This is a genomic window from Streptomyces sp. NPDC002742, from assembly GCF_042888885.1.
Classification (GTDB): domain Bacteria; phylum Actinomycetota; class Actinomycetes; order Streptomycetales; family Streptomycetaceae; genus Streptomyces.
This window is the reverse complement of record NZ_JBIAQF010000004.1, coordinates 150,531-170,642: the sequence shown is the minus strand read 5'-3', so window position 1 is coordinate 170,642 and position 20,112 is coordinate 150,531. Positions and strand designations below refer to the sequence as shown.

Sequence of the window (20,112 nt, the reverse complement as noted above, 5' to 3'; positions counted from 1 at the left end):
CGCTCACCGGGCGCGAGTTCACCCCCGGCGTCGCAGCGCGAAGGCGGCGCCGGCGGTGAGCAGCAGCGTCGCCGCCGCTCCTCCGGCGACCAGGGGGAGGGCGGGGCCGCCGCCCGAGGTGCTGTCGGCGGCGGGCGTCAGATGATCGGCGCCCGCCTTCCCGGCGGACGAACCGACCGCCGGGGAAGGCGAGTCGGCGGCCGGGTTCGCCGGCGTGCGGCTGGGCGGCACGGTCTCCAGCTTGGTCGACGGGGAGGGGCTGCCCCCCGTGTTCTTGCCACCGGCGGTGCTCCCGGTGCTCCCCGAGGTCCCGGCGCTCCGCGCCGGCTTCGACGCGCCGCTCGCGCCGGGGAACACCACGTCCGAGCACGAGTAGTACGTGTCCGTCGTACTGGAGTTCTGCCAGATCGTGAACAGCATCTGGCGGCCGGTTCGGTCGGACGGCAGTGTGGCCTTGATGCGGTAGGCGCCGTCGACCATCGCCGGGTCGGTGGCCGTGGCGAACGGCTTCTCCGGCAGGTCGGACCACTTCAGCGGTCGCGTGGCGCTGTAACCCTGCTTGGACAGATAGAGCTTGAAGGTACCCGTGTGCGGGATCGTCGAGCCGTACGTGAGGGTGAGGGCGGCGCCGGGAGTCAGACGCGTCGACGGAAAGTCGGCGCGGGCCAGATCGAGCCCCTTGTACGCGGGGAGGCCCCCGCTGCACAGCTTTCCGTCCGGGATCACCGAGCGGTCCCGGCCGTTGACGCCGCCCACCCGCAGGTTGTCCCACGCGGTGAACGGCGCGCCGTTCGCGGCGATCGCCGCCTTGCAGGCCGACGTCCGGATCAGACTGCCGCCCTCGGGCGAGCACGCGACCACGCGGCTGACCGGGGACGTCGGCGCGCCGTGCGCCGATGCGGTCCCCGCGGCCCACGTCGTGAGCAGCAGCGGAGCCGCCAGGGCGACAGCGGCCGCGGTGGCGGTGCGGTAGGCGGTCATCCGGAGGGTCTCCTCGAAGCGTGGGCGAAGCGGCGTGCCACCGCGCGCGGCCGGGACGCACTCCTCGCACGGGGCACTGTGAGATACGGGGCCGGAGCGCCGGATGTTCAGATCCGCAATCCCCGCGAAACCGGACCACCTCACCGAACCGCGGGCGGGCAAGGGCCGATCGGCGGCCGGTCGAGGGTTTTCCCGCTATCCCTCCCCCTGACGGCCTGCCTATCGTTCAGCGCGACCGCCGACGCCCGCTGCGCACACCGTGTCCACGACAGGGCCGCGCAGGACACCGAGGCGGTCGACAGCTCGAAGCCGACCGACCTAGGCCGACCGCTGGGCTCTACGGGGGGAGGGGCCGCCCGGCGCGCACCGCGTCGGACGGCCCCTTCTGTTCGGCCGGTACGGTGAGCCGCATGCCCGATCCCGCCGCAGCCGCCCGCTCCGCCGCCGGTCCCGACGACGCTCCGGTGGTCGTGAGCTCGGTTCGGGGCTCCTTCCCCTGGAGCGTGCTGGCCCAGCGGCATCCCGCGCTCATCGAGAAGGTGCGGGACGCCTTCCCGTACGGTCCCGAACAGCGGCACGCGCTCGACGTCCTGCTCCGGAACTGCGCCGAGGGGGTGCTCGAACCGCTCCCGGCGCCGGCCGCGGACCGTGGACAGTGGGACGCCTGGGGCGGCCGGGAGTACTACGGCCGGTCCTGGTTCGACGTGCCCTTCCTCTGGTCCGAGAGCTACTTCTACCGCCGACTCCTCGAAGCCGTCGGCTACTTCGCACCCGGGCCGTGGCAGGGCATCGACCCCTTCCGCCCCTTCAAGCTCGCCGAACTGGACACCCCGGAGGCCGACGAGGAACTCGCCGCGCTGGACGGCCTCGCGCGGCGGCCGGTCGAGGAGCAGGAGGAGGCGCTGCTGCGCGGCTCCCTGTGGGGCAACCGCGCGGACCTCGGGTTCAGGCTGGCCCGCGCCGAGGGCGGGGCGGCGGCCGAGTCCCAGCTCGTGGCGAACGACGGAGAATTGCTGCGATCGCTCCTGGCCGGCGGCACTCTCTGTCTCGTCGCGGACAACGCGGGCCGGGAGCTCATCCCCGACCTGCTCCTCGCCGACCACCTGCTCCGCCACCGCCGGGTCGGGCGGACCGCCCTGCACGTGAAGCCGTACCCGTACTACGTGTCCGACGCCACGGCGGCGGACGTGCTCGACGCCCTTCGCCGTCTGACCGCCGCGAAGGGAGCGGCGGGCGAGGCCGGGAACCGCCTCTGGGCCGCGCTGTCCGAGGGCCGTCTCACCGTCCGGGCCCACCCCTTCGCCTGTGCCCCGCTGCCGTACGCCGATCTGCCCGACGACCTGCGGCAGGAGTTCGCCGCGGCCGACGTGACCCTGCTGAAGGGCGACCTGAACTACCGCCGTCTCATCGGCGACCGGCTCTACCCCGCCACCACCCCCTTCGCGGACGCCACCGCCCATTTCCCCGGTTCGGTGGCGGCGCTGCGGACCCTCAAGTCCGACGTGGTCGTCGGACTGACCTCCACCGTCGAGGCGGCCCTCGACGCCGCCGAGGGCGACCGCTGGCGTACCGGCGGCACCCACGCGCTGATCCAGGCGAGGCGCTGACGGACCGGCGCCTCGGGCGCCTGCGGCCGGGCCGCGGGGTGGGATCGCGGATCACGGCGGCCCACGATCGGACCGAGGCGCCGCCGTGCGCGGCTTTCGCACCGGTTCACGCGATGGTGTGATCATGTCCTGGCCTGCGGATGTCCCCGCGGGGCCATGGGTAGGGCCCGGCCATGACGCAGCCGTTCGAACTCCCGCACTTCTACATGCCGTACACCGCCCGGCTGAACCCGCACCTGGACGAGGCGCGGGCCCACTCGGTCGAGTGGGCCCGCGGAATGGGCATGCTCGAAGGATCGGGCATCTGGGAGCAGTCCGACCTCGACGCCCACGACTACGGCCTGTTGTGCGCGTACACCCACCCCGACTGCGACGGACCGGCCCTCTCCCTCATCACCGACTGGTACGTGTGGGTGTTCTTCTTCGACGACCACTTCCTGGAGACCTTCAAACGCACCCAGGACCGCGCCGGCGGCAAGGCCTACCTGGACCGGCTCCCCCTCTTCATGCCGCTCGACCTGTCGACTCCCGTACCCGAGCCGGAGAATCCCGTCGAGGCGGGACTCGCCGACCTGTGGGCGCGCACGGTGCCCTCGATGTCCACCGAGTGGCGCAAGCGGTTCGCCGTCTCCACCGAGCATCTGCTCAACGAGTCGATGTGGGAGCTGTCCAACATCAACGAGGGGCGGATCTCCAACCCCGTCGAGTACATCGAGATGCGCCGCAAGGTGGGCGGCGCCCCGTGGTCGGCGGGGCTCGTCGAGTACGCGACCGCCGAAGTGCCCGCGTCCGTCGCCGGGTCGAGGCCGCTGCGCGTCCTGATGGAGACGTTCTCCGACGGCGTCCACCTGCGCAACGACCTCTTCTCCTACCAGCGCGAGGTCGAGGAGGAGGGCGAACTCAGCAACGGCGTCCTCGTCCTGGAGACGTTCTTCGGCTGCACGACACAGGAGGCCGCCGAGACCGTCAACGACATCCTCACCTCACGGCTCCACCAGTTCGAGCACACGGCGCTCACCGAGGTGCCCGCACTGGCTGTGGAGAAGGGGCTCACCCCCGCCGAGGTCGGCGCCGTCGCCGCGTACACGCAGGGACTCCAGGACTGGCAGTCCGGCGGCCACGAGTGGCACATGCGCTCCAGCCGCTACATGAACAAGGGCGCCGCCGAGGAGCCGCGCCCGCTCGGCACGGGCGGGTTCGGGACGTCCGCCGCGGACGTCGGGGCGCTGCTCTCCGCGGCCGGAGCGGAGCGGCTGCGCGCGTACACCCACGTCCCGTTCCAGAAGGTCGGACCCTCCGTGCTCCCCGACTTCCACATGCCGTTCGAGGTCACCCTCAGCCCGCACCTCGCGGGCGCCCGGGACCGGCTCGTCACCTGGATGCACGCCACGGGCATGCTCCAGGAGGGCGTCTGGGACGAGGACAAACTCATCGCCTACGACCTGCCGCTGTGCGCCGCCGGCATCCATCCCGACGCGACTCCGGAGGCCCTCGACCTCAGCTCGCAGTGGCTGGCCTGGGGCACCTACGGCGACGACTACTACCCGCTGCTCTTCGGCAACCGCCGCGACCTCGCCGCCGCCAAGCTGACCACCGCGCGCCTCTCCGCCTGCATGCCCCTCGACGGCGAGGAGGTCCCCGTCCCGGCCAACGGCATGGAACGCGGACTGATCGAGCTGTGGCGGCGCACCACCGCGGAGATGACCCCGGACGCCCGGAGCACCCTGCGCGCGGCCGTGGACGTGATGACGGAGAGCTGGCTGTGGGAGCTGTCCAACCAGATCCAGAACCGCGTCCCGGACCCGGTCGACTACCTGGAGATGCGCCGGGCCACCTTCGGCTCCGAGCTCACCATGAACCTGTGCCGCCTCGGCCATGGCCCCGAGGTCCCGCCGGAGGTCTACCGCAGCGGCCCCGTCCGGTCGCTGGAGAACGCGGCCATGGACTACGCGATGCTGCTGAACGACGTCTTCTCGTACCAGAAGGAGATCGAGTACGAAGGAGAGGTCCACAACGGCATCCTCGTCGTGCAGAACTTCTTCGGCTGCGACTATCCGACCGCGCTCGGCGTCATCCATGACCTGATGACCCAGCGCATGGAGCAGTTCCAGCATGTCGCCGACCATGAACTGCCCATCCTGTACGAGGACTTCAAGCTCTCCGAAGAGGCGCGCGGGATCATGCGGGGCTATGTGGTGGAGCTGCAGAACTGGCTGTCCGGAATCCTGAAGTGGCACCAGGACTGCCGCCGTTACGGCGCGGCCGACCTGGCCCGGCGCGCCCACGGCTTCGTACCGGACCAGGCGTCGGCGCTGCCGTTCGCCTGGCGGGCGGATCCCGTCTCGCTCTGACGAACCGCGGCGAACCGTAAACGAACCGCGACGGATCGCGAGGAACCGCGACGGATCGTGACGAGGTCCGGACGCCGGAGGACCGGTAGTCCCGCGGTTCCCGCAGACCGTTTCGCTCTGCGGGAACCGCGGTCCCGTCCACGCGCGGGCCGGTCGGCCCCCGCTTCCGCCGTCCGCACACCGCGCACGCCTTCGGCGGGAGCGGAAGCGTGAGCCGGAGTCAGAGTCACCGCCGGACCCGGCGGCGGCCCGCCCCGGAGAGTTCCGAAAGGAGCGCCGTGGCGGCCTCCGTGACCTCGCGGGCCTCCTCCGCCGGACCGCGCGGTCCCACGGGCACGGCGGCGAGCCGTGGTTCGCCGGCCTCCGGGCGGCTCAGGCCGGTCCGCCCGACGGCGCGAGTCCGGCGTGGGCGACCGCGGCGCGTGCCAGCGCCCGCAGGACCGGGTGCGGGCGTGAGCCGTCCCCGGACAGCTCCGGCTGGAACAGGGTGGCCAGGAAGAACGGATGGCCGGGGAGTTCCGCGATCCTGACGTGACCGTCCTCGTCGTGCCCGCTGAAGCGGAGCCCGTGGGCGTGCAGCGTGTCGAGGCGGCGCGACGGCCCGTAGGAGCAGAAGTAGCGCTCGACGGTCCGCTCGGAGCCGATCACCGACTGGGCGAGCGAGCCCGGCGCGGGCCTGCCGCTGGACCAGCTCTGGGCCGCGAGCGGTGGTGGCGGATTCCGTCCTGCCCTGCGGTACGAGGGCACCGACCTCCGTACCCTGACCGCCCTGGCCGCCGCCGGCCACGGCCTCACCCTGCTGCCGCGCACCGCCGCCACCGGCGTGCCCGGAGGGGTCGCCGTGCCGCTCGTCGCGCCCCGGCTCGTGCACCGTACGGAGCTCGTGCACGGCGGATCGCCGCGCGGAGCGGCGGCGGCCCTGGCGGACCGGGTTCTCGAACGAGGATGACAGTCTCACTCGTTCGGGAATCGTCGCGCGCCGGAGCGCGGGGTAAAGCAGGAGCCGAAGGCGGTCCGTAGAACATCTGCCGGAGGCGACTCATGGAACAGACCGCGTTGCGTCCCAAGCCGATGCCCGGTCAGAACCCGGGCAGCGGCGGCGACCGTCCGGGCGGCGGCGCGCGTCCGTCCGACGGTGACCGCCCGTCCGACGGCACCGGTCCGTCCTGCGGAACCCGGCGCCCGCACGCCTCGCGGCGCCGCGGCAGGCGGCTGGTCAACCTGCTGTTCGGGCTGTTCGTCGGGTCGGTCCTCGTCCTGTCCGGGGTGGGGCTCGGCACGGTGGGCGCGAGCGTGATCGGCCTGAGCAGACTGGCGGACCTTCAGAAGCGGGACGGTGCGGCCGGGTACGCACACCGGCCCTCCGACGGCTCCGGAGCGCCGCGGCCAGGTGGCTCGTCGGTGCCGCGGCCCGACGGTTCCCTGGCGTCGTCGTCCGGAGGCTCCACGACGGAGTCCGGCACCGGCAGCCCGATCCTGTCGGGGGCGTCCGAACGGCAAGCCGTACGCGGGACCCTCGGGGTCGAGGCCGTCGACGCCCCGGACGGCGCGGGCGCGCTGATCGTCGCCGTGCACATCCCCGGTCCCGGCCGCACCGCGGGCCTGGTACGCGGAGACGTCCTGCTCGCCGTCGACGGGACCGGCGTCACCTCGGCCGCCGACCTCGCGCGCGCCGTGGCGGCCGCGCGGCCGGGCAGGGAGGTCACCCTTCGCGTACGTCACGCGAACGGCAGCCGCCGGCACCTGTCCGCGATCCCGGGCGTCGTGACCTGAGGCGACCCGACCGCTCACCCCGTTCGCGTGCCCGGCCGCGCCGGGGCGCGCCTCCCGGTTCTGCCGGGCGCGGGGAAAAGGGGCTGGTCAACCGAGCCCCGGCCCGTCACGATGGCCGCATGCTGAGCACCCTCGTCGCCTTCCTCGGCGCCTGCACCCTGATCGCGGCCTCACCCGGACCGAGCACCGTGCTGATCATCAAACGGTCCCTGGGCAGCAGGCGGTCCGGCTTCCTGACCGTGCTCGGCAACGAGACGGGCGTCTTCCTGTGGGGCGCCGTCGCCGCGTTCGGACTCACCGCGCTGCTCGCCGCCTCCGAGATGGCGTACGGCGTGATGCGGATCGCCGGTGCCGTCGTGCTCGTCGGCTTCGGCGTCCAGACCCTGTGGCAGGCGCGTCACCCGAAGGGGGCCGGTGACGGCGGCTGGGAGGGCGCCGAGAAGAGCGACTGGGCGTCCTACCGCGGCGGGCTGCTGCTCAACCTCGCCAACCCGAAGGCGGCCGTCTTCGCGATGTCCTTCCTGCCGCAGTTCGTGCCCGCGGGCGCCCCGCACCTGCCCGCCATGCTCGGCCTCGCCGCGATCTGGGCGCTCTACGAGGTGGGCTACTACGGCCTCTACGTGTGGTTCGTCGGCCGGATGAGGACCGTCCTGTCCCGGGCGGGCGTCCGTCGGCGTCTGGAACAGGTCTCCGGAGGGGTTCTGCTGCTCCTCGGAGCCCGTCTGGCACTGGAGGGCTGACCTGCGGCGGCCGTGACCGGCTCGCGCGCGCCCGACCGGACGGGCAGGATGCTGCCGTAGCCCCCTGGGGAACTCCGGACACACGGAGGCAAGGATGACCGCCGCCACACCCGCGCCCTTCACCGCCGACGACTACGAGGCCCGTATGCGGCGCGCCGCCGAGGCCGCGGCCGAGGCCGGGCTCGACGGCGTCCTGGTGGCGCCGGGGCCCGACCTGGTGTGGCTGACCGGGTACCGCCCGGTGGAGACCGAGCGGCTCACCCTGCTGGTGCTGCGGCCAGGACAGGACCCGGCCCTCGTCGTGCCCACCCTGGAGGCGCCCGACGCGGCCAAGTCGGCCGGCGCGCCCGCGCTGACCCTCCACGACTGGACCGACGGCACCGACCCCTACGCGGCGGCCGCGCCCCTCCTGGACCGCGCCGGCCACTTCGGCATCAGCGACAACGGCTGGGCCCTGCACCTGCTCGGCCTCCAGAAGCGGCTTCCCGACAGCCGCTACACCGCGCTCACCGACGCCCTGCCGATGCTCAGGGCCGTCAAGGACGCGGCCGAACTGGAGCGGCTCGCGGCCGCCGGAGCCGCGGCGGACGAGGCGTTCGAGGAGATCCGGAAGGTCCGTTTCGCGGACCGCAGGGAGTCGGAGGTCTCCCGTGAACTCGCCGATCTGCTGCGCCGGTTCGGGCACTCCCAGGTCGATTTCACCATCGTCGCCTCGGGCCCCAACGGAGCCAACCCGCACCACGAGGCCGACGAACGCGTCATCGAGCAGGGCGACATGGTGGTCCTGGACTTCGGCGGTCTCAAGGACGGCTACGGCTCCGACACCTCCCGCACGGTCCACGTCGGCGAGCCGGACGAGGAGGAACGCAAGGTGCACGACATCGTGCGCGAGGCCCAGGAGGCCGGCTTCCGTGCCGTGCGCCCCGGGGTCGCCTGCCAGGACATCGACCGCGCCGCGCGAGCCGTCATCAAGGACTCCGGGTACGGCGAGTACTTCATCCACCGCACCGGGCACGGCATCGGCGTCACCACCCACGAACCGCCCTACATGGTCGAGGGCGAGGAGCAGCCCCTGGTCCCCGGCATGTGCTTCTCCGTGGAGCCGGGCATCTATCTGCCCGGCCGCTTCGGCGTCCGCATCGAGGACATCGTCACGGTGACCGAGGACGGCGGGCGCCGGCTCAACACCACGACCCGCGAGATGGTGATCGTCGACTGACGCGCGCCCACCGACCGCGCGGCAACCGCTTCGCCCCGGCACCCGGACGACAAGGGCGCGACCATGAACGAGCCACCGACACCGACCCCGGAGACCGTCCGCCGGCTGGTCCTCTCCCTGCTCGCCGACGACGCCGCACCGGGCCCGGGGCCCGATGTGCGGCCCGTCGCCGAGGGGGGCGGGCGCTCCACCTGGTGGGTGGGCCGGCGCCATGTGCTGCGGCTCGCCCGGGACGGCGAGGCATCCCTGCGGCAGCGCCGTGAGCTGCGGCTGCGCGATCTGATCCGCCCGCACGTCGGGGTCGCCGTCCCCGTGAGTGTCGCGCGGGGCGAGTGGGCGAGCGGACTGAACTACACGCTGGACACCAAGGTGCCCGGCGTCTCCGGCGAGGAGCAGGCCGTCTCGGCGCTCGGTGAGGCCGACCTGGCGGGGCTGCTGACCGGGCTGCGCGAGGTCCCCGTACGCCAGGCCGAGACACTCGGGGTGCCGCGCACCCCGCCGCGGTCCCTGGAGGCTCTGCGGGCCGCCGCCGTACGGGCCGCGGAGCGGCTCCCCGCCGAGGAGTTCGACCCCGCGCGGTTCGACCAGCTCGCCGCGCCCGCCGCCGTCCAGCTCGGCGCGACGACCGGAGCCGCGGTGCTCGTGCACCACAACCTCTTGGGTGATCACCTCGTGGTCAGCCCCGACGGGCGGGTGCGGGGCGTTCTCGGCTGGACCGACGCGGTGACCGGCGATCCGGCCGAGGACATCGCCGGGCTCGCCGTCGCCGTCGGCGCCCCCGCGGCCGTACGCGCCGCCACCCTCGCCGGATACGGCGCCCGCCCCTGCCTGCGCGGTCTGTGGCTCGCCCGCTGCGACACCGTCATCCGGCTCGCCGAACACCGGCGTGGCCGTGACGAAGGTGAACTCTCGCTCCTGGAAACACGGTTGGCGCACGCCTGGGAGTCGATCCTGCTGGAGCGGGTCACGGACCTGCGGGACGGACCGGACGAGGCACCGTAGGCGCGCGGCCGGCCGTCCCCGGCGTGCGGCGGACGGCCGGCCGCGGACCGGTCGGCGCCTTCCGCGTGCGGCCGGTCGCCCCCGACCGAGGCCGATCGCCCCCCGTTCCCGGCGATCGCCCTCCGTCCCCCGGTGAGCGTCCTCCGCGTACCGGCCAGGACCTCACGCCTGGGTCAGCACCACGCACGACTCGCCCGGTACGTTCAGCACCCCGTCCGGGCCCGGCGCCTCGACCGGATCCCAGGCCGCGAGGACGCGCGCGCGGCGGATGCCCAGGGGAATCGCCGCCGGGTCCTCGGAGAGGTTCACGGCGACCCGGACGTCCCCGCGCCGGAGCGCGAGCCAGCGGGCCCCGGCATCGTGGACGACCCTGACCGCCGCGAGATCGGGGTCCGAGAGGTCGGCCTGGCGGTGGCGCAGGGCGATCAGTTCGCGGTACCAGGCCAGCACGCGCGCGTGCGGGGCCGCTCCGGGCTCCGACCAGTCGAGGCAGGAGCGGTCCCGGGTCGCCGGGTCCTGCGGGTCGGGCACGTCCTCCTCGGCCCAGCCGTGCGCCGCGAACTCCCGCCGCCTGCCACGCCGTACGGCCTCCGCGAGCTCGGGGTCGGTGTGGTCGGTGAAGAACTGCCAGGGCGTCCCGGCACCCCACTCCTCGCCCATGAAGAGCATCGGCGTGAACGGCGCGGTGAGCGTCAGCGCGGCGGCGCAGGCCAGCAGACCGGGGGAGAGGGAGGCCGAGAGCCGGTCGCCCTGGGCGCGGTTGCCGATCTGGTCGTGGGTCTGCGTGTAGCCGAGCAGCCGCTGCGCCGAGACCCGCGCACGGTCGAGCGGGCGGCCGTGGTGCCGCCCGCGGAAGCTGGAGTACGTGCCGTTGTGGAAGTAGCCCGACGTCAGCGTCTTGCTCAGCGCCGTGAGCGGGGCCTGCGCGAAGTCCGCGTAGTAGCCCTGCGCCTCGCCGGTCAGCGTGGTGTGCAGCGCGTGGTGGAAGTCGTCGTTCCACTGGGCGTGCAGCCCGAGACCGCCCTCCTCGCGGGAGGTGATGAGCCGGGGGTCGTTGAGATCCGACTCGGCGATCAGGAAGAGCGGCCGGTCCAGATCGGCGGCGAGCGCGTCCACGGCCGTCGACAACTCCTCCAGGAAGTGCAGGGCACGGGTGTCCCGCAGCGCGTGCACCGCGTCCAGGCGCAGTCCGTCGATCCGGTAGTCGCGCAGCCACGCCAGCGCGCTGCCGACGAGGTACGCGCGCACCTCGTCCGAGCCGGGCGCGTCGAGGTTCACCGCCGAGCCCCAGGGCGTCTGATGGGTGTCCGTGAAGTAGGGCCCGAACGCGGGCAGATGATTGCCGGACGGGCCCAGGTGGTTGTGCACGACGTCGAGGACCACTCCCAGGCCGAGTCCGTGCGCCCGGTCGACAAAACGCTTCAGCGCCTCGGGACCGCCGTACGGCTCGTGCACGGCCCACGGGGAGACACCCTCGTACCCCCAGCCGTGCCGGCCGGGGAACGGGCATAGCGGCATCAACTCGACGTGCGTGACGCCCAGTTCGGCCAGATGCCCGAGCCGGTCCGCCGCCGCGTCCAGTGTGCCCTCGGGCGTGTACGTACCCACGTGGAGCTCGTAGAGGACCGCGCCCGGCAGAGCGCGTCCGGGCCAGTCGGCGCGCCACGTGTACCGCCCCTGGTCGACCACGGCGCTCGGTCCGTCGGGGCCGTCGGGCTGTCGGCGCGAGCGCGGATCGGGCAGGACGGGACCGTCGTCCACCGCGAACCCGTACCGCGTGCCGTCCGGCGCGTCCACCTCGCCCGTCCACCATCCGGCACGCTCGGGATCGCGGTCCAACGCACTGGTGACACCAGCGCAATGGAGTGTCGCCCGCTCCGCCCGCGGTGCCCACAACTCGAATCGCACAGCCGGTTCCCCCTCGTCAGCTCGCCGTGACATAGCCCGTCCATGGTGCTCCACAGGAGATCAATTCGCTTCGGGATCCACCCTTTTGCCGCGTGTTCGTCGCGCTTCGGTCGCGCGAACGGCCGCACTCGGCCCCACCAGCCGTTTCAGGGTCTTCTGGACACCCCGTAATTACTGGCCGACAATCACGAGCGTGACGTCGTCCTTCGAGTTCCACCCGTACCCCGCGCGGCTGTCCGACGCGGAGCGCGACCGGGCGCTCAAGTCCCTCCGCGACGGCGCCGCCCTCGGCCGTCTCTCGCACGACACGTTCATCCGCCGCATGGAGCTGGCGCTGTCGGCCCGCCGGTCCGAGGAACTCGCCGTGCTCACCGCCGACCTGCCCACCGGCGACGAGCCCGCCGGGCCCCGCTGGTCGAAAGCGGTGTTCGGCACCGTGGAGGCCGTCTCCGGCTTCACGGTGCGGCTGCGCAGGGCCTGGCAGGCCGAGCGGCTGCCCAAGCTGCAGCTGCCCGACGTCGGCAGCCTCCACCCGCTGCGCATCGGCCGCGACCCGGCCAGCGGACTGCGCCTCAACCACGAGACGGTGTCCCGGGTGCACGCCGAACTGCGCCGGCAGGGCGGCGTGTGGGTGCTGCGCGACCTCGGCTCGACCAACGGCACGACCGTCAACGGACGGCGCGTCATCGGCGCGTCCGTCGTGAAGGACGGCGACCAGATCGGCTTCGGCCGGATGATGTTCCGCCTCGCCTCGGACTGAGCCGCGGCGCGACGCGGCACGGCCGAGGAGAACCGGTGTCCCGGTGGCCGGTCCCGGGCACGGCCGAGGAGTCCCGGCCGCCCCGCTGACCGCGGCCGGTCCCGGGTTCGCCCGTCGGTCCCCGCAACATCCTCCGCGTCCCGCGGTGTTGACGTACCCCCTCGACCGTGACTGACTGTGCGTACGTCATGCACATCAGGTGAACCGACGGTGCCGTCCGAGTGGAGGTGTGCTCTGCCGCCCCTCCGCCGCTACGCGACCGTGGACGAACTCGGCGTCCGTGCCGCCGCGCTCGTCGCCCGGAGTCCCGACAGCGCCCGGCTGCGCCGCGTGGGCACCTCCCGGGCCGGCACACCCCTGCTGCTCCTGACCGTCGGACACGGCAGCCGTCAGGTCCTCGTCGTCGCCGGACCGCACGCCAACGAACCGGTGGGCGGTGCCACGGTCCTGCGGCTGGCCGAACGGGCGCTCGCCGACCCCCGGCTGACCGAGGGCGCGGACGCCACGTGGAACCTGCTGCTCTGCCTCGACCCCGACGGCTCCCGCCGCAACGAGGGCTGGCTCCGCGGCCCGTACACGCTAGGCCACTACTTCCGGAACTTCTTCCGGCCCGGCTTCCTGGAACAGCCCGAATGGCTGCCCGAGGGCGCGGACGCCGCCGTCCTGCCGGAGACCCGCGTCCTGCTCGGCCTCCAGGACGAACTGAGGCCGTTCCTCCAGTGCTCCCTGCACGGCGTCGACGTGGGCGGCGCCTTCGTCGAGCTGACCCGCGACCTGCCCGGCCTCGCCCAGCGCGTCGCGCACAGCGCGGCCCGCCTCGGCATCCCGCGCGAACTCGGCCCGTACGACACCCTGTACTGGCCGAAGCTCGGGCCCGCCGTCTACCGGGTCCCGCCGCCGCGCGCAGGAGACCTGGCCGCCGCCATCACGGAGGCCGCGGTCGATTCCACCTGGTTCCACCCGCAGCCGTACGGCACGGTCACCGCGATCGTCGAGGCACCCATGTGGGGTGTCGGCGCCGTCGAGGACCCGGCGCGCCCCGCCGATCCCGACGCGGTGCTGCGTTCCGTCAGCCGCACTCTGCGGCACGACACGGGGGTCCTGGCGGACATCCTGGCCCGGGTCCGGCCCGGCCTCGGCAGCTCGCCCGACGTGACCCGTCTGCTCGCGCCCGTCGACGACTATTTACTGGTCGGCCCCGGACTCGCCGACTCCTGGGACCCCGACGTGCGGGACGCCGGGACGCGCGCCCTGCCGCCGTTGGACACCGCCCGGCTGACAGCCCTGCGCCTCGCCGGGCGACGGGTCGCGCTGCGCACGGCCGGACTGCTGCACCAACTGGTCACCGGCTCCGGGCACGACCCGTGCGACGTGCTGCCCGAGCTCGACCGGCTGATCGACGCGTGGTGCGCCGACTACCGCGACGGGTGCGGGGCGCGCTGGATACCGGTCGCACGCCAGGTCGAATACCAGGCGCGCGTGGTGCTCGCCGCGTTCGAACTCGCCGGGCGCGGCGCGAGCACGCGCTCCCGTTCGAGTGACTCCGGCTGGACCGCGCAGGCCACGGTGCCGATACACCAGGAATGACGAAAACGCTCCAAGCGATCCGCGCCGGACTGCTCCTCCCGCTCGCGCTCCTGCTGGCGGGCGCCGCTCCGGCGGCCCACGCGGCACCCCGGCACGTCCTGCCCGGCAACTGGCTCCGTCTCGCCGTCACCCGGGGCGATGCCCGTTCCGGCGACACCCAAGGCGTCCTGCTGTTCTGCGACCCGCCCCGGGGCCATGCCCACGCGGCGCGGGCCTGCCGTCAACTCGCCTCCGCCGGGGGCGACATCGGCCGTATCCCGCGCCGGTCCGGCGCCGTCTGCCCGATGCTCTACGCACCGGTGACCGCGTCGGCCTACGGCGAATGGGACGGCCGCCGGGTCGACTACACGCACGCTTTCTCGAACTCCTGCGTGATGGACGCCGAGACGGGTGCGGTGTTCGACCTGTCGGGCTGACTCAGGCGGCGTCGTCGCGCGCGTGACGGGCGGCCGCCACGACCGTACGGGCCTGGTGCTCGACCTGGTTCTCCAGCGGCACCCAGCGTGCGCGGAAGCGTTCGGCGAAGGCGTCGCTCCAGCCGGCGACCAGCTGTTCGAGTTGGGGCGCCTCGCGGTCGTCGGCCTCGCGGAGCACCCGCAGCAGCATCGAGGCGGCGCGCAGCGGGATCCGCCTGCCGAACGCGTCGACACTGCCCACGTACGCGATCGTCGTGTCCACGGGGGGCGACTGCGACCAGTCCGCGGCGAGCCCCGGAACCAGCGCCAGCGCCCATTTCGCGGCCCGTAGAAGGGGCCCGTCGGGTCCCCGCAGCCGGGGCAGGGCCCGTCCGAGCACCGCCTCCACCTGGTACGCGTCCGCCAGCAGCCGGTGTGCCAGGCCCCGCATCGCCGCCGCGGGGTCGGGGTGCGGCGCCGGATCGTCCACCAACTCGCTGGCCCACATCGGCACTTCCACGACAGCGGTCAGACCGCCGTACCGGTGGGCGTGGTACCAGGTGCTGTGCCGGGCGTCGTCCGGCATGCTCGGGTACGCCGTGTCCGAGCCGGGGGCCGGCATCACATGCACCCCGGGCCCGGAGGCGGGCCAGCCCGCGGCGTCCGACGCGGCCGTCTCGACCGGGATGCGCAGCTCCGCCGCGGACTTGGCGAACGGCTCCGCGAGGCCCGGGATGTCCTTGGTCAACTGCACCCAGCTGCCGCCGAGATCGGTCCCGTGCAGCGTCACCTGGAGGTAGGGCCGCACTTCGTCGATGACCCGGGTCAGCGCGCGGGTCTCCGGCGGCAGCCGGTCGGGCGGCAGGACGGAGGGCGACCACTCCGGCTGCTCGGGTCCGGCCGGACGGAAGAAACCCAGGTGGTACTCGAGCAGGGTCCGCGGCGCGGGCGTCACATGAAGGCTCGCCCCGTCGGGGTCCGCGCAGAGCAGAAAGTGCCAGGAGGTGTCCCGGCGCAACTCCCGCTGACGCAGAACGCGTTCGGCCAAGGACAGCAGCGTCGAACCGCCCGTCGGCTCGTTGGCGTGGGCCCCGGCCACGACAAGGACCGCGCGCCGGGCGTGGCCGAGGGACAGCAGGTGGAGGGGCCTGCCCGCGCGGGAGGCGCCGACTTGTCTGAGGACACACAGGTCGGGTCGGTGGGCCGCCAACGCCCAGGCGGACGAGACGATTTCGGTCACACTGGGGTAGCGCAACTCCGGCAGGTGACTCACCCCCGACTTGTCCGCCCTGCGTCGCTTTTGGCAGTACTCCACGGTCTCGGGGAACTGTCAAGGACGCGACGGAGCGGCTGCGAGGGGCGCCGGGTGGCGCTTTCCCCTGGCAACGGGCGGTGGCGGGTGCGCGAGCCGGCCCGTCCGGATCGGACCGCGTGCCGCAGGCCTGCGGAGAATCCTGACGGGGGCCTTGGAACGGGCGCCCGGAAGTGGGTGACTTGGCGTACGCGCGCGTCACGGGCGGGCGCGCCTGGGCGATATACACGATTCACCCGTACGGGTGTACGGGCGCTGCGGTCCAGGGCGGTCGGTGGTCGACTCGGAACAACCGCGCGCGGGTCCGGCGCGCAGACCCGAGGTGGTGGCCCGCGGTGCTGTGTCCTCACGGCCTTCCCGGCGAAGGCGGCCCGGCGGCGACACGGCCGGGCCCACCGGTCGTGGTCCCGCAGCCACCCCCACCCGCCACGGGCCCATGGACGTCGCCGCCCGCCTCGGACGAGCCGTCCCCGCCCGGCCGGGGCGCGCCGTACCCACTCCTCGCGAGCCCGGCTCCGACCCCCGTACCGGGGTGTCCCGCGCGGGTGAGCCCGCCGGTGCCGCCGTGTCCCGGGGCGGACGTGGCGTACGCGCCGTCGCCTGTGCCGTACGCGCGCGTGACCGCTCCGCCGAGCCTGCTCGATCCGGGCACCGAGCGCGATCCCCACCCGCTGTACCGCACCCTTCGCGGAAACCTCCCCCTGGTGTACGACGCGCCGTTCGGCGCCTGGCTGATCAGCAGATACGCCGATGTGCGTGCCGCGCTCGCGGATCCGCGGCTGGCCGCGCCATCGCCCGGACCCGCACTCGCCCGCCGGGAGGACGGCACGCGCGGTGCGTACCGGACCCTCGTGTCCTCGGTGCTCGGGGAGCGCGCGTCGGCCGCCCTGGCGGCGGGCGTCGAACGCACCGCGCACGTCCTCGCCCGCCGCCTGGCGTCCCGTCAGGAGGCCGACCTCGTGGCCGAGTTCTGTCAGTGGCTGCCCACCGCCGCGGTCGTCGCCGCGCTCGGACTGCCGTACGAGGACACCGCGCGCGTGCACGCCTGGTGCCGCACGGGACTCGACCACCTCGGCGGTCACCGCCCCGCACTCGCCGCCTATCTGCGCCCCCACATCGTCCGCCGCCGCGCCCACCCCGGTGACGATCTGCTGTCCGCGCTGTGCGCCGCCCGGCCCGGCGGACGCCCCCTGCCGGACGAGGCCGTGACGGACCTGGCCGGGACGGTGCTGGGAGCGGCCGGCGAGACGACCGCACGCGCGCTGGCGTCGTTCCTCGCCAACCTGCTCGACCATCCCCGCCAGTTGGAGCTGGTCCGTGCCCGCCCCGAGCTGACGGGCGTCGCCTGGGCCGAGTCGCTGCGCCACGATCCGCCGCTGCAGATCGTGCCGCGCCGGGCGCTCGAACCGATCGGACCGATCCCCGAGGGCGCCACCGTGGCGTGTCTGCTCGGGTCCGCGGGCCGCGACCCGGCGCGGTTCGCGGACCCGGACCGCTACGACGCCTTCCGCGCCGACCCGGGCGAGCTCGCGTACGGCTCGGGACGGCACGTCTGCCTCGGCGCGCCGCTGGCCCGGCTGACGGCGGAGGGCGGGTTGCGCGCCCTGCTGACCGTCCTGCCGGGCCTCCGCAGGGCCCCAGGACCCCGCCCGCGCGCGGAGGGTCTGATCAGCCGGTCCCCCCGGACCCTGCCGGTGTGTCCGCGCTGACGCGCTCCAGCAGCACGACGGGCGACCTCCCGAAGAGGTCCGCCACGCGCGCGTGGCCCGTGAACTCCCGCTCCGGCGAGTCCGGGAAGAGCACATCGGCCCACCGCCCGTCGGGGAGCGCGAGACGGGTGTCGCGCCACCCGCCCGTCTCGGCCAGCCCCAGCGACAGCCGGGTGACGGCCGTGATCACCTCTTCCGACCGCACGAACGCCACACAGTGCTCGGCGCCCGGACCCTCGGCCGCCAGCGGCGCGTACGTCGCCGCGTCGCCGAAGACGTCGGGCCGCCGGGCGCGCAGTCGCAGCGCGGCCGCCGTGAGCGTCACCTTCTCCGCGGACATCTCGCGCGGCGCGAACGAACCCCGGTTGTCCGGGTCCACCAGTGCCCGGTACTCGTCCTCGGTGCCCTGGTACACGTCCGGCACCCCGGGCATCGTCAGATGGACCAGGGCGGCCCCCAGGACGTTCGCCCGCACATGCGGCGCCAGGGAGGCCCGCAGGGCGGCCACACGCCGCCCAGGAGGCCCGCACGGCCCGTCGGTGACGAACGCCGCCACCGCGTCCTCGTACGAGGGATCCCGCTCGGTCCAGGCGGTGCGTGTCCCGGCCTCCCTGATGTGCTTCAGCAGGGCGTCCCGGACCCGCTCCGCGTAGGCCTCGCCCCCGTCCTCCGGCTCGCCCCCCGGCCCGGCCGCGCCCCCGCCCTCCCCGGTGGCCGGGCCGAGGCCGAACACCGTCTGCCACGCGGCCCACGCCACCTGCGGGTCGGGCGTCCCGCCCGTCTCGTGGGTCACCTCCGCCAGGACGTCGGACCAGGCTTCCGGGCACTGGGTGAGCACCGACACGGCGGCGCGCACGTCCGCGCTGCGTTTCGTGTCGTGGGTCGACAGGACGGTCCCGGTGGCGGGCCGGTCGCGCTGCACGAGCGCGCAGTACGCGTGGAAGTCCTCCGGGGACACCGCGGGGCTCCCCGGATCGCCGCCCACCTCGTTCGCGGACAGCAGCGGCACATAGCGGTAGAACGCCGTGTCCTCCACGGACTTGGCCCGCAGCGCCGACGAGGTCTGCGCGAACCGGGCCCGGAACCCGGCCGCCCCGGGCCCGCCCGCGTCCCCGTCCCGCCCGAGCACCAGGTCCCGTACGACGTCCACGGCATGCGCCTCCTCGGGCACCCGGAACGACGTCCTGGCCTCGGCCGTGGCCCGCTCGGTGACCACCTGGGACGCGTCCGTGGACGGATAGGGCCGGTACACCTCCAGCCGGACCAGGAGCTCCCGCAGCGCGGCGCCCAGGGCCCAGGGGGCGTGGTCGCGCAGGGCGGGGTCGGGCGACGCGGCGCACAGCGCGCTCACCTCGCGGGTGAGGCGCTCGACCTCCGTGGCCAGTTCGTGGGTGACCACCTTGTACGCCGCCCGGCGCACCGTGCTCTCCCAGTGGCCGCCCCGGTCGGCCTGTGGCCCCGCGAACCGCCGGTAGCGGCCGAGCAGCCGGCTCGCGCCCGCCGCGTCCGTGAAGAGGCCGTCGACGTGCCGCAGCGCGTCGTAGCCGGTCGTGCCCGCCACGGGCCACGCGGGCGGGAGCGGCTCGCCGTCCGCGAGGATCTTCTCGACCACCGTCCAGCGGCCTCCGGTCGCCTCGTGCAGCCGGCGCAGATACGCGTCCGGGTCGGCCAGCCCGTCCGGGTGGTCGACACGCAGTCCCTCGATCACCCCGTCGTGGAGGAGCTCCAGGATCTTCGCGTGGGTCGCCGCGAACACCTCCGGGTCCTCGACACGCACCCCGATGAGCTCCGAGATGCTGAAGAAGCGCCGGTAGTTGAGCTCGGTGCGGGCCAGCCGCCACCACGCCGGGCGGTACCACTGGGCGTCGAGGAGCCGGGGCAGCGGCAGCTTCTCGGTGCCCTCGCGCAGCGGGAACACATGGTCGTAGTAGCGCAGTATGTCGCCGTCGACCTTCAGATGCCCGATCTCGGCGCCGAGGCGGTCCCCGAGCACCGGCAGCAGGATCCGGCCGCCCTGGGCGTCCCAGTCGATGTCGAACCAGCGTGCGTACGGCGACCCGGGGCCCTCGCGCAGCACCTCCCACAGGGCGTGGTTGTGGCGCGGGGCCATGGCCATGTGGTTCGGCACGATGTCCACGACGAGGCCGAGGCCGTGCGCCCGCGCGGTGCGCGCCAGGGAGCGCAGACCCTCCTCGCCGCCCAGTTCGGCCCGCACGCGCGCGTGGTCCACCACGTCGTAGCCGTGCGTCGAGCCGGGGACGGCCTCCAGGACAGGGGACAGGTGCAGGTGGGAGACGCCGAGCGAGGCCAGGTACGGCACGGCCGCCTCGGCACTCCGGAAGGGGAACTGCGGCTGGAGCTGGAGCCGGTAGGTGGAGGTCGGCACGACGGGAACAACCGGGCCGGGTACGACCGAGTGCGCGATCGCCGGTTCGGGACGCTCAGGTGTCATGCGCATCTACGTACCCGCCCCGCGGGATTTCCTGTCATCGGTGCCCGCGGATTGGCCCGCACGCGTTCCGTCCCGGCGGTACGGCCGGCTTCGGCGCCGGCGCGGGCGTCCCGCCGACGGCGCGCCCGACGACGTGCACCGGAGCGGAAAGTCACCTCCGCCCCGGCCGCGCGCGGGGGCCCACGGCAGGGTCCGCACGCGTGCCGTTCCGGTGGCACGACGGGCTCTTGACGCCCGAGCGGGCGCGCCCGACGACGGCGCTCCCGCCGCCGCGAACCGGACCGGAAACGTTCCTCCGCCCCCGCACCGGCCCTTC

The 20,112-nt window shown here is 74.0% G+C and carries 14 protein-coding genes and 2 pseudogenes; 11 read left to right on the top strand and 5 right to left on the bottom strand.

Annotated elements, in window-relative coordinates:
* Positions 1 to 18 precede the first annotated feature (18 nt).
* Positions 19 to 981 carry a lytic polysaccharide monooxygenase gene (locus ACFYW8_RS08215; protein ID WP_389069147.1) on the bottom strand — a complete coding sequence of 321 codons (963 nt, stop codon included), beginning with the start codon at positions 979 to 981 and terminating at the stop codon, positions 19 to 21.
* A 410-nt stretch (positions 982 to 1,391) separates the two neighbouring features.
* Between ACFYW8_RS08215 and ACFYW8_RS08210 the strand changes: the two genes are divergently transcribed.
* Both ACFYW8_RS08210 and cyc2 read left to right on the top strand, forming a co-directional pair.
* Positions 1,392 to 2,588, top strand: coding sequence for a damage-control phosphatase ARMT1 family protein (locus ACFYW8_RS08210; protein ID WP_389069145.1), 1,197 nt, complete (start codon positions 1,392 to 1,394; stop codon positions 2,586 to 2,588).
* A gap of 173 nt (positions 2,589 to 2,761) precedes the next feature.
* Positions 2,762 to 4,939, top strand: coding sequence for a germacradienol/geosmin synthase Cyc2 (gene cyc2 / locus ACFYW8_RS08205; RefSeq protein ID WP_389069142.1), 2,178 nt, complete (start codon positions 2,762 to 2,764; stop codon positions 4,937 to 4,939).
* Positions 4,940 to 5,311: 372 nt separating this feature from the next.
* Here the strand turns inward: cyc2 and ACFYW8_RS08200 are convergent.
* Positions 5,312 to 5,608 (bottom strand): annotated as a pseudogene (locus ACFYW8_RS08200) (hypothetical protein); the annotation flags it as partial.
* Here ACFYW8_RS08200 and ACFYW8_RS08195 point away from each other — a divergent pair.
* The 5 genes and pseudogenes from ACFYW8_RS08195 to ACFYW8_RS08175 form a co-directional block, all read left to right on the top strand.
* Positions 5,592 to 5,888: pseudogene (locus tag ACFYW8_RS08195) on the top strand (LysR substrate-binding domain-containing protein); the annotation flags it as partial. The pseudogenes ACFYW8_RS08200 and ACFYW8_RS08195 sit on opposite strands and share 17 nt — an antisense overlap.
* Before the next feature lie 92 nt (positions 5,889 to 5,980).
* Positions 5,981 to 6,712: a PDZ domain-containing protein gene (locus tag ACFYW8_RS08190; protein ID WP_389069140.1), complete on the top strand. Its 732-nt coding sequence runs from the start codon at positions 5,981 to 5,983 to the stop codon at positions 6,710 to 6,712.
* 119 nt (positions 6,713 to 6,831) lie between these two features.
* Positions 6,832 to 7,452: a LysE family translocator gene (locus ACFYW8_RS08185; protein WP_389069137.1), complete on the top strand. Its 621-nt coding sequence runs from the start codon at positions 6,832 to 6,834 to the stop codon at positions 7,450 to 7,452.
* Positions 7,453 to 7,546: 94 nt separating this feature from the next.
* Positions 7,547 to 8,671, top strand: coding sequence for an aminopeptidase P family protein (locus ACFYW8_RS08180; protein WP_389069135.1), 1,125 nt, complete (start codon positions 7,547 to 7,549; stop codon positions 8,669 to 8,671).
* Between the two features lie 63 nt (positions 8,672 to 8,734).
* Positions 8,735 to 9,673: an aminoglycoside phosphotransferase family protein gene (locus tag ACFYW8_RS08175; protein WP_365868693.1), complete on the top strand. Its 939-nt coding sequence runs from the start codon at positions 8,735 to 8,737 to the stop codon at positions 9,671 to 9,673.
* Between the two features lie 162 nt (positions 9,674 to 9,835).
* On the opposite strand, the gene treZ is transcribed toward ACFYW8_RS08175, so the two are convergent.
* The gene (treZ, locus tag ACFYW8_RS08170) at positions 9,836 to 11,581 is read right to left on the bottom strand and encodes a malto-oligosyltrehalose trehalohydrolase (RefSeq protein ID WP_389069132.1); all 1,746 of its coding nucleotides are present in this window, start codon (positions 11,579 to 11,581) and stop codon (positions 9,836 to 9,838) included.
* Between the two features lie 193 nt (positions 11,582 to 11,774).
* Here treZ and ACFYW8_RS08165 point away from each other — a divergent pair, with 193 nt between their 5' ends.
* The 3 genes from ACFYW8_RS08165 (at position 11,775) to ACFYW8_RS08155 (ending at position 14,344) form a co-directional block, all read left to right on the top strand.
* Complete coding sequence (locus tag ACFYW8_RS08165; RefSeq protein WP_389069130.1) at positions 11,775 to 12,341, top strand: FHA domain-containing protein; 567 nt, start codon at positions 11,775 to 11,777, stop codon at positions 12,339 to 12,341.
* A 261-nt stretch (positions 12,342 to 12,602) separates the two neighbouring features.
* Entirely contained in the window at positions 12,603 to 13,928 is a 1,326-nt protein-coding gene (locus tag ACFYW8_RS08160) for a M14 family zinc carboxypeptidase (protein WP_389069615.1), read from the top strand.
* Complete coding sequence (locus ACFYW8_RS08155; protein ID WP_365868687.1) at positions 13,925 to 14,344, top strand: SSI family serine proteinase inhibitor; 420 nt, start codon at positions 13,925 to 13,927, stop codon at positions 14,342 to 14,344. The genes ACFYW8_RS08160 and ACFYW8_RS08155 overlap by 4 nt, the downstream gene beginning before the upstream one ends.
* 1 nt (position 14,345) lies before the next feature.
* Here the strand turns inward: ACFYW8_RS08155 and ACFYW8_RS08150 are convergent, their stop codons facing one another.
* Positions 14,346 to 15,596 carry a M14 family zinc carboxypeptidase gene (locus ACFYW8_RS08150; protein ID WP_389069126.1) on the bottom strand — a complete coding sequence of 417 codons (1,251 nt, stop codon included), beginning with the start codon at positions 15,594 to 15,596 and terminating at the stop codon, positions 14,346 to 14,348.
* 656 nt (positions 15,597 to 16,252) lie between these two features.
* Between ACFYW8_RS08150 and ACFYW8_RS08145 the strand changes: the two genes are divergently transcribed.
* Positions 16,253 to 17,344 carry a cytochrome P450 gene (locus tag ACFYW8_RS08145; RefSeq protein ID WP_389069124.1) on the top strand — a complete coding sequence of 364 codons (1,092 nt, stop codon included), beginning with the start codon at positions 16,253 to 16,255 and terminating at the stop codon, positions 17,342 to 17,344.
* Here the strand turns inward: ACFYW8_RS08145 and treY are convergent.
* Positions 17,304 to 19,796 carry a malto-oligosyltrehalose synthase gene (treY, locus tag ACFYW8_RS08140; protein ID WP_389069120.1) on the bottom strand — a complete coding sequence of 831 codons (2,493 nt, stop codon included), beginning with the start codon at positions 19,794 to 19,796 and terminating at the stop codon, positions 17,304 to 17,306. The genes ACFYW8_RS08145 and treY overlap by 41 nt on opposite strands.
* Between the last annotated feature and the right edge of the window lie 316 nt (positions 19,797 to 20,112).